Origin of the sequence: Nostocoides sp. (assembly GCF_035343835.1) — a bacterium.
Lineage (GTDB): Bacteria > Actinomycetota > Actinomycetes > Actinomycetales > Dermatophilaceae > Nostocoides_A > Nostocoides_A vanveenii.
In genome coordinates this window covers 1-7,224 of the sequence record NZ_DAOQZV010000038.1, presented here as the reverse complement: position 1 = coordinate 7,224, position 7,224 = coordinate 1, and the positions used below count along the sequence as shown (strand labels likewise).

Genomic DNA, 7,224 nt, shown 5'->3' with positions numbered 1-7,224 from the left:
CATGGCCGCGTCGAAGCCCATGCCGGCCATCACCGTGAAGAGCTGACGCTCGCCACCGTCAACCACCGCCCACGCGGCGTCGATGCGCCGATCAATCCCGGTGCACACGACCTCGACCGCGTCCTCCAGATCCGTCGGCGCCCCGAGGTTGCCCGCGAGCAGGTTGCCGGTCCCGCCCGGCAGCAACCCGAGCGGTATGCCGGTGCCCGCCAACTCGTGCGCCACCGCCCGGACGGTGCCGTCGCCGCCGAGGGCGCAGACGAGACGGGCCCCGTCGCTGAGGACCTGTCGCGTCTGGCCGTATCCCGGGTCGTCTTCGGTGGTCTCGACCACGGTCGGCACTGGCAGACCGCGGCGCCTGAAGCCGGCGATGACCGACGCAATCGCGTCCTGGAGGTCGTCGCCGAATTTGGTTGGGTTGACGATCACCGCTGCGCTCTGGATTGCCTCGTTCACAGCGCCTCACGCTAACTCGTCGGCTGGAATCATGGCGAGCATGGAGACCCCCGATGTCGAGCGGCATGCGCGGGAGGTGGGCGACTCCCGGCCGGTCGAGATGGGCGCGCGCCTCGGCTATGCCGCCAGCGGATTGATCCACCTGGTCCTGGGCTGGATCGCGGTCCAGATCGCGTGGTCGCGGAGTGCGGCATCGGCCGACCAGAGCGGAGCCTTCGCGACCTTGGCCAAGCAGCCCTTCGGTGAGCTGCTGCTGTGGGCGTGTGTGGCCGGCTTTGCCCTGCTCGCCGTCTGGCACCTCACCGCGACGATCACCGGCGCGGCCGGGCCGGAGACCGCCGACCGGGTCAAGGCGGCGGCCAAAATGATCATGTATGCCGCGCTCGGATGGACCGCCTTCACCTTCGCCTCCGGTGGGCGCACCTCCAGCAAGGAGCAGACCAAGGACTTCACGGCCGGCCTGATGTCGAGCGCCGGGGGCCGACTGCTCGTCGGCGTTCTCGGGCTCGGCATCATCGCGGCCGGGGGGTATCACGTCTACAAAGGCTGGCGCTCCAAGTTCCTCGAGGACCTCGTCCAGCACCCCGGCACCTGGGCGGTCCTTGCAGGCCGCGTCGGCTATCTCGCCAAGGGGATCGCATTGGCCGTGATGGGACTGCTCTTCGTGGTCGGGGCGATGCGCGGGTCGGCCGCCAAGACCACCGGGCTCGACGGCGCCCTCCACTCATTGCGCGAGCAGCCCTTCGGCAGCATCCTGCTGACCCTGGTCGGGGCCGGCATCGCGGCCTACGGGGTCTATTCGTTTGCTCGCGCCCGCTACGCGCGGGTCTGAGCGTCGCGCCCCTGTGGGTCTCGGCGGACCCACAACCACCCGATGACCTGCGAGATGACGCCGTTGAGGAAGCCGACCAAGACATCCACGAGGTGGTGCATCCCGCGGTAGAGGCGCGCATACGCGACGAGGAGCGGGATCACCGCGCAGATCAGCGTGACCAATCGGCGCAGCGGCCGGTTCTCGATCCGCTGAGCCATCATCGCCAAGGTCCAGTAGAGCGCGGTCGCAGCGCCGACGTGCCCGCTCGGAAAGCTCGACGTCGGGGGTGCCGGGTCGAGGTGGGGCACGGTCGGTCGCGGGCGGTCGACCAGGTTGGTGGCCGGCACGAAGGCCGCGGCCTGGACGCTGATCGCGATGCCGGGGGCAACGGCATACCACCACTCCTTGGTGCGCCACCACATCAGCGCCACCAGCAGTATGCAGACACCGATGACATATTCGGTGTTGCCGATGTGTGACCACGCGGCGGTGATGGAGTTCCACAGGGGGCTGCGGTGGTTGGCGAGATAGGTATTGATCCGCTCCTCGCTCACCTCCAGACCGTTCAGTGGTCCTTTCAAGAGGAAGCCGAGGCCGGTGAGCAGGCCGAAGAGGACGATGCCCGGGATCAGCACCCGGACCAAGAGGTCTCGGCGGACGGTGGCCGCGTCGGGGCGGGTCCGGTCGAGGTCGTAGCGATTCAGAAAGGCCATCAGGTCAACTGCTTCGCGGGCTTCCAGCCCGCATAGCCGGCGTAGGAGGAGAGCACCAGACCGCAGCCGAGCAGAACCCCTCCGACGCAGTCAGAGGGATAGTGAACGCCGAGGAAGACTCGGTCGAGACAGGTCAGGGCAATGAGCAGCGTGCCGACGGCGACGGCCGCCCGCCGGGACGTGTGGCTCAACAGAGGCCAGATCAGGACGATGACCGCAGTGGTCGCGGTCGCGACATTGGACACATGGCCGGAGGGGAAGGAGAAGCCGGGTGCCGTCTCGATCGGCTCGCCGACGACCGGACGGGCGCGCTGGACGAGGAGTTTGACGTCGAGGGCGAGATTCCACCCGATCATCATGGTGACGAAGGCCCACATGGCCCGAGTGGTCAGGTGGTGCCGCCGCCATACCCATACACACACGGCAGTGGCTACGACATAGCAGGGCGTGGGGAGGAAGGCCGTCTGCCAGGCCAGTAATGTCGCCCGAAATCCGTCGTGGGAGCGGGTGATAGCGGTCGCTCGGGCGATGGCAGCCTCGTCCCAGTCGATGATTGGATCGAACTTCACGCGCACGAGGAAGGCCAAGGTCGTCACCACGCCCGCCACGAGCACTCCATCGAAAATCCCGCGCCCCACGCGCCGCAGTCGGCCGGCGCGTGGGCGCCGGTTGGCCGGTGCGATCGAAGGGGTCACCACGAGGATGTTGTACTCCCTCGCCTGCGCATGGAAGGGCCTTGCGCCCCAAAAGAGTGAGCCGGGAGTCGAAACGGTTGGCGCGTGTCCTAGAGGTCGAAGTTGGTGGGCAGCATCACGACATCGCGGATCGTCACATGCCGCGGGCGGGTCAGCATGAACACGATCGTGTCCGCGACATCGCTCGGCTCCATCAACGAGCCCTCGTCGCGGGCGGCCTGCAGACGCTCGGGCTCCCAGTCGGCGAGTAGCGCGCTGACGACCGGTCCCGGTGAGACCGAGCCCACGCGGATGCCGTGCGTGAATACCTGCCGTCGCGTCGTCTGGACGAAGCAGTTGATCGCCCACTTGCTCGAGGCATAGACCGGCTCCCAGGGCGTCGGGAAGTGTGCCGCCAAAGAGCTGGTCACGATGACATCGCCGGTGCCCCGCTCGATCATGTGGGTCAGCACATCGCGGACGTTCTTCATGACGACGTTGACATTGAGATTGAGCATCCGGTCGATCGCCTCACCGCTGGCGTCCACCAGGTCGCCCCCGACATAGATGCCGGCGTTGGCGTGGAAGATGTCGAGGTGTCCGAGCACGTCGAGGACCTTGGGCAGCAGCGTCGCGCAGTCGGCCGGGTCGAGCAGGTCGATGACGACCGGCACCACCGCGCCGCCGTGGGCGTCCACCAGCCCCTGAAGGGCCTGCGCGTCTCGATCGATGACGGCCACCCGCGCACCCGCCTCGACCAGCGCGTCGACGCTCGCTCGCCCGATCCCGCTCGCCCCGCCGGTGACGGCCGCTGTCTTCGCCTGCAATGCGCTCATGGCCCTACCTTCCGCTCGCTCCGTTGCGCCGCCCCGGCACAGGCACAACGCTATTGCCGTATGCCGTTCGCCCGCCCGCGGTCAGTGGCTGAGCTTGGTCCAGGCCTGGTGCGCAAGGCGCTCGGCGAGCACGTCCGATGTCCAGCGTTCGGCGAGGGCGGTCCGCACGAGATCGGCCTGGCTCGGCGGGGCCAGCCCGCCGACCGGCTGGTCGCGGTCCAGGTTGGAGGGGAAGGCATACCCCTCGGCGCTCGCGGCCACGACATGGTCGCCGAGGTCGAGCGGCATACCGTCATTGATCGCCGTGAGGAGCGCGGGATAGATGGCGTTGACCACCCGCTCGCGATTCACCGACTCCATCGCCCGCCCGAAGGCGGACGACACCTGCAGCAGGTTCGCCATGGGGCTGGAGTTCAACGGCGAATACGGGTGTACGGGTTGGCTGATACGGTTAGATGCATGAAGACGACCATCGACTTGCCCGACGCCCTGGCCGCGGAGGCTCGCGAGGTCGTGCGTCAGGACGGCACGACGCTGCGGGCGCTGATCATCGATGGGCTGCGCAGTGAGCTCGATCGGCGACGCGAGGGCGCGAGTGCCGTCGAGTTCTTCTTCGAGACGTTCCCCGGTCAGGGCCTGGCGAGCGACCTCGAGCCGGCGGACGCCATCGCGCGCTCGTATGGATTGACCGAGTGATCGCCCTCGATACCAACCTGCTCGTCTCCGCCCACCGCGAGGACGCCGCGCACCATGAGCGCGCGCTGGGGGCCGTGCGGCGAGCGGCCTCAGGTCGCGGAGGTTGCGCCATCCCGTGGCCATGCGTGCACGAGTTCCTCGCGGTGACGACGCACCCGCGGATCTATCGACCTCCGACGCCACCCGCCGACGCGCTTCGGGCGATCACCGCGCTGACCAACCATCCGGGCGTGCATCTCATCGGTGAAGCCCGTGATCACCTGCAGGTGCTTGACGAACTGATCTCGGGCGGCGCGGTCACCGGGCCACGGATCCATGAGGCCCGGATCGCCGCCATCTGCCTGGCGCACGGCGTCGATGCGCTCTGGTCCGCGGACCGCGACTTCTCCTGGTTCCCCGGCCTGCGCGTGGTCAATCCGCTGGCGGACGGAGATCCGGTTCAGGCGCGATGAGGCCGACGTCTGGATCGAAGGTCACGACGACCGGTGTCATTAGAGGGCCGCACGCAGCGCGAGGACCGCGACCCCACTGGCGGCGAGGTTCACGACGAGCCAGCTGAGCAGCCATACGGGCGCGGGGAGGTGGGTGAGCGCAGCCAGCACGGCCGGGTCGTCCGTGGGTCGTCCGCGGCGGGTGACATTGGCCAGACCGCGCCAGCCCCCGGCGAGCAGCAGCACGCTGGCCGCCAGCGCGACATAGGTCTGGACGGCGTCGTCGCGCCACCACCACAGCCCCCCGGTCGCCGCACCGGTGAGCATCACGACGAGCGCAGTCAGCAGCGAACGCACCTGTGTCGCAACGAGAATCGAACCGACCAAGGCCGCTCCCAGGACGGGCGCAGCGTGGCCTCGCACGACCGCCGTGATCAGCGCCGCCCCGGCGAGCGCGGGTGCCGGATAGCCCGCCCAGGTCGTCGCCACTCGCCCGAAGCCACGGCTGGGTCCGACGGTTACGGCGTGCCCCGACGCGTCGCCCCGCACGACGAAGCCGGTGAAGCGTCGCCCACACGCCATCCCGACGCTCGCATGGCCGAGCTCGTGGACGAGCGTGACGATGATGCGCAGCCGATGCCAGAGCGGCTCCCACGCCGCCGCACCGGCCGCGACGAGCAGCACCGCTCCCAGCCCGTATGCCGTGATCCCACCCCCGCGCGCCGCCGGAGTAAGCCGCTCACGCACGAGGTCCCACCAGTCCACGGGCGCGACCCTAGGCGACCGCGCGGTGCCCGCGGTGCCGGATGAACTACGTCAGCGGCAGATGCGCGGAAGGGGAGTGCCGCGCCGAATATTGTCTTCGGGTGTGACCCAGATGGACGCACTTGACCCCGATCAACTCGTCTGGCATTACACCGACGGTGCCGGGCTCATCTCGATCGTCACCAACCACGTCCTGTGGTCCACGGCGTCGGCCTTCCTCAACGATGCCCACGAGGTCGAGCTCGGCTATCGGCGTATCCGCGACGAACTCGGCGCCCGCGCTGCCGGCGGCGATCCCTTCGCTCGCATGCTTCAGGACAAGGTCGATCGCAGTGAGCAGGAAATAGCCGGGCCCTCGCCGGGCATCTTCTTCATCCTCTCGGCAGCGCAGCACTGGGACCTGCTGGCGATGTGGCGCTGCTATGGCGGCGCGGGAGAGTCGTATGCCATCGGCCTGGATCCGCTTGTGCCACTTCGGATTCTGTGCGATGCGGACTGCCCATTGGTCGAGCAGCCGAGCGATCCACGCATCGGCCGGTTGATCCGTCAGCGCCCCTGGAGCCCCGTCCGGTATGCGCTGCCCGATCAGCAGGCGCTCGTCGCCGCGGTCTTCGAGGGCCTCCCCGAGGAACTCGCGGCGGCCCACGAACTCGCTTCTGCCGCAGGCGAGGCCGACGCTCGCACGGGCATGGTCGATGCGCTCAGCGAGACCCTCGACGACATGGAGCAGGCCCTCGTCCTGATCAAGCACGACGGTTTCCACGACGAACGCGAGACGCGGCACAGCACCACGCTGATCGACCCGGCCGGCCTGGCCGGCTTCCCGGGCGTCGTGCGCTACCGAGCCACGGCATACGGGATGGCGCCACACCTCTGGCTAACCGGTGCCGGCGACGCGAGCGGCGGCCCGCTCACTACCGCACGTATGCCGTTGCCGATCCGCGCCGTCGCCATCTCCCCCTCGCCCAACGGCCCAGTCGCCGAGGAGTCGATGCGCGCGATGCTGCGCACGCGCGGATACGACGTGCCCGTCCTCCGCTCGCGAATCCCCTTCCGCGGCTGAGTGTCCTGGAGTCCTGACGATTCGACGTCAGGCCTGAGTCGTGCCATCTGACGGCGAGTTCTCGTTTTGCGGGCTATTTGTGCTGGTCAGGGACGTGTCTGGGTTCTGAGTGACACACCCCGCTCGCTGAGTAGGGTGCCTGTTTGTGGTGTTCGTGCGTAAGGTGCCGGGTCGGACGGGCAGCACAAAGGTTCAGATTGCCGAGCGCCGCGGCGGTCGTGATGTCGTGTTGGAGCATGTCGGTACCGCTCGCTCCGGGGCTGAGCTGGCGGCCTTGGTTGCGGAGGCGCGGCGGCGGTTACGGCCTGGTCAGGATGCTCTTGACCTACGCCTGGAGGCGGGGGTGAGTTCGGGCCGGGGCGTGATCACCGCGAAGGCCAGCGCCGTGTTGTGGTCCTGGGCGAGGCATATGCCCGGTTGGGCTTCGACGCGGTCGGGGATGAGGCGTTCAAGCAGCTCGTGCTGGCGCGGGTGGTGGAGCCGACCTCGAAAGCGGACTCGCTGCGGGTGCTGGACCCTCAACGCCATCCACGGCCGCTGACCACTGCGCACTAAGTTGGCCCAAGTCAGGTGAAAAGTCCGCCCGCACACCACGATTCGTGAAATGAAAGTGAGGAACGGCGCGAAAGCACTGGACGCGGCCTCGATCGCCCGAGCGCGGCGGCTTGCCGGGCTGAAAGGGTATGTCCCCAACATCCCCGCCACGGTGATGCCCGCGGAGGAGGTCATCGGCTCCTACCACGAGCTGTGGCACGTGGAGCAGTCCTTCCGCATGT

10 protein-coding genes are annotated in these 7,224 nt (G+C 68.5%); 4 read left to right on the top strand and 6 right to left on the bottom strand.

Annotated elements, in window-relative coordinates; all coding sequences use genetic code 11:
• On the bottom strand, positions 1-456 hold a 456-nt coding region (locus PKH97_RS04565), incomplete at its 3' end, for a diacylglycerol kinase family protein (RefSeq protein ID WP_324386224.1).
• 31 nt (positions 457-487) lie between these two features.
• Here PKH97_RS04565 and PKH97_RS04560 point away from each other — a divergent pair.
• Entirely contained in the window at positions 488-1,288 is an 801-nt protein-coding gene (locus PKH97_RS04560; protein WP_324386223.1) for a DUF1206 domain-containing protein, read from the top strand.
• On the opposite strand, the gene PKH97_RS04555 is transcribed toward PKH97_RS04560, so the two are convergent.
• The 4 genes from PKH97_RS04555 to PKH97_RS04540 form a co-directional block, all read right to left on the bottom strand.
• Entirely contained in the window at positions 1,273-1,983 is a 711-nt protein-coding gene (locus PKH97_RS04555; RefSeq protein WP_324386222.1) for a phosphatase PAP2 family protein, read from the bottom strand. The two genes, PKH97_RS04560 and PKH97_RS04555, sit on opposite strands and share 16 nt — an antisense overlap.
• Entirely contained in the window at positions 1,983-2,678 is a 696-nt protein-coding gene (locus tag PKH97_RS04550; protein WP_324386221.1) for a phosphatase PAP2 family protein, read from the bottom strand. The genes PKH97_RS04555 and PKH97_RS04550 overlap by 1 nt, the downstream gene beginning before the upstream one ends.
• An 89-nt stretch (positions 2,679-2,767) precedes the next feature.
• Positions 2,768-3,493, bottom strand: a complete 726-nt coding sequence (locus PKH97_RS04545; protein ID WP_324386220.1) for an SDR family oxidoreductase — start codon at positions 3,491-3,493, stop codon at positions 2,768-2,770.
• An 81-nt stretch (positions 3,494-3,574) separates the two neighbouring features.
• Positions 3,575-3,895 (bottom strand): hypothetical protein, encoded by a 321-nt coding sequence (locus PKH97_RS04540; RefSeq protein ID WP_324386219.1) that lies wholly within the window; start codon positions 3,893-3,895, stop codon positions 3,575-3,577.
• A gap of 57 nt (positions 3,896-3,952) precedes the next feature.
• On the opposite strand from PKH97_RS04540, the gene PKH97_RS04535 reads away from it, so the two are divergent.
• Positions 3,953-4,189, top strand: a complete 237-nt coding sequence (locus PKH97_RS04535) for a hypothetical protein (protein ID WP_324386218.1) — start codon at positions 3,953-3,955, stop codon at positions 4,187-4,189.
• Positions 4,186-4,641 (top strand): TA system VapC family ribonuclease toxin, encoded by a 456-nt coding sequence (locus tag PKH97_RS04530; protein WP_324386217.1) that lies wholly within the window; start codon positions 4,186-4,188, stop codon positions 4,639-4,641. Before PKH97_RS04535 ends, PKH97_RS04530 begins: the two co-directional genes overlap by 4 nt.
• Positions 4,642-4,680: 39 nt before the next feature.
• Here the strand turns inward: PKH97_RS04530 and PKH97_RS04525 are convergent, their stop codons facing one another.
• A complete protein-coding gene (locus PKH97_RS04525) occupies positions 4,681-5,385 on the bottom strand; it encodes a M50 family metallopeptidase (protein WP_324386216.1) in 705 nt (234 codons plus the stop codon).
• A gap of 103 nt (positions 5,386-5,488) precedes the next feature.
• Here PKH97_RS04525 and PKH97_RS04520 point away from each other — a divergent pair, with 103 nt between their 5' ends.
• Positions 5,489-6,448, top strand: coding sequence for a hypothetical protein (locus PKH97_RS04520; protein ID WP_324386215.1), 960 nt, complete (start codon positions 5,489-5,491; stop codon positions 6,446-6,448).
• Positions 6,449-7,224 lie beyond the last annotated feature (776 nt).

Bases quoted from the DNA above. Each gene is read 5' to 3' on its own strand.
- PKH97_RS04545 (WP_324386220.1), bottom strand. From the start codon at position 3,493: ATGAGCGCATTGCAGGCGAAGACAGCGGCCGTCACCGGCGGGGCGAGC.
- PKH97_RS04535 (WP_324386218.1), top strand. From the start codon at position 3,953: ATGAAGACGACCATCGACTTGCCCGACGCCCTGGCCGCGGAGGCTCGC.
- PKH97_RS04555 (WP_324386222.1), bottom strand. From the start codon at position 1,983: ATGGCCTTTCTGAATCGCTACGACCTCGACCGGACCCGCCCCGACGCG.
- PKH97_RS04560 (WP_324386223.1), top strand. From the start codon at position 488: ATGGCGAGCATGGAGACCCCCGATGTCGAGCGGCATGCGCGGGAGGTG.
- PKH97_RS04540 (WP_324386219.1), bottom strand. From the start codon at position 3,895: ATGGCGAACCTGCTGCAGGTGTCGTCCGCCTTCGGGCGGGCGATGGAG.